This window comes from Streptomyces sp. A1277, assembly GCF_004795015.1.
GTDB lineage: Bacteria > Actinomycetota > Actinomycetes > Streptomycetales > Streptomycetaceae > Streptomyces.
Genome location: NZ_SSBI01000108.1, coordinates 1 through 782, shown reverse-complemented (window position 1 = coordinate 782; position 782 = coordinate 1). Strand labels below are relative to the sequence as shown.

Below are 782 nucleotides of genomic sequence, written 5' to 3'. Positions count from 1 at the left end.
CTGGCCTCCGAGATCCGTGGTGTCACGGAGGAGACCACGACGGGTGTGCACCGGCTCTACGAGATGCACCGCGACGGCACTCTGCTGTTCCCGGCGATCAACGTGAACGACGCGGTCACGAAGTCGAAGTTCGACAACAAGTACGGGTGCCGGCACTCGCTGATCGACGGCATCAACCGGGCCACGGATGTCCTGATCGGTGGCAAGACGGCCGTGGTGTGTGGTTACGGTGATGTGGGCAAGGGCTGCGCGGAGTCGCTGCGCGGTCAGGGTGCCCGGGTGATCGTGACGGAGATCGACCCGATCTGCGCGTTGCAGGCGGCGATGGACGGCTACCAGGTCGCCACGCTGGACGACGTCGTCGAGCAGGCGGACATCTTCGTCACCACGACGGGCAACAAGGACATCATCATGGCCTCGGACATGGCCCGGATGAAGCACCAGGCCATCGTCGGGAACATCGGCCACTTCGACAACGAGATCGACATGGCGGGCCTGGCCCGGATCGACGGCATCGTCAAGGACGAGGTCAAGCCGCAGGTCCACACCTGGACGTTCCCCGACGGCAAGGTCCTCATCGTGCTGTCCGAGGGCCGCCTGCTGAACCTGGGCAACGCCACGGGGCACCCCTCGTTCGTGATGTCCAACTCGTTCGCGGACCAGACCCTGGCCCAGATCGAGCTGTTCACCAAGCCCGAGGCGTACCCGACCGACGTCTACGTGCTCCCCAAGCACCTGGACGAGAAGGTCGCCCGCCTCCACCTCGACGCACTCGGCGTCAA

1 protein-coding gene is annotated in these 782 nt (G+C 65.2%); it reads left to right on the top strand.

What is annotated here, in order from left to right; genetic code table 11:
- The coding region (locus E6R18_RS33860; RefSeq protein ID WP_136320686.1) for an adenosylhomocysteinase at positions 1–782 on the top strand (782 nt) is incomplete at both ends.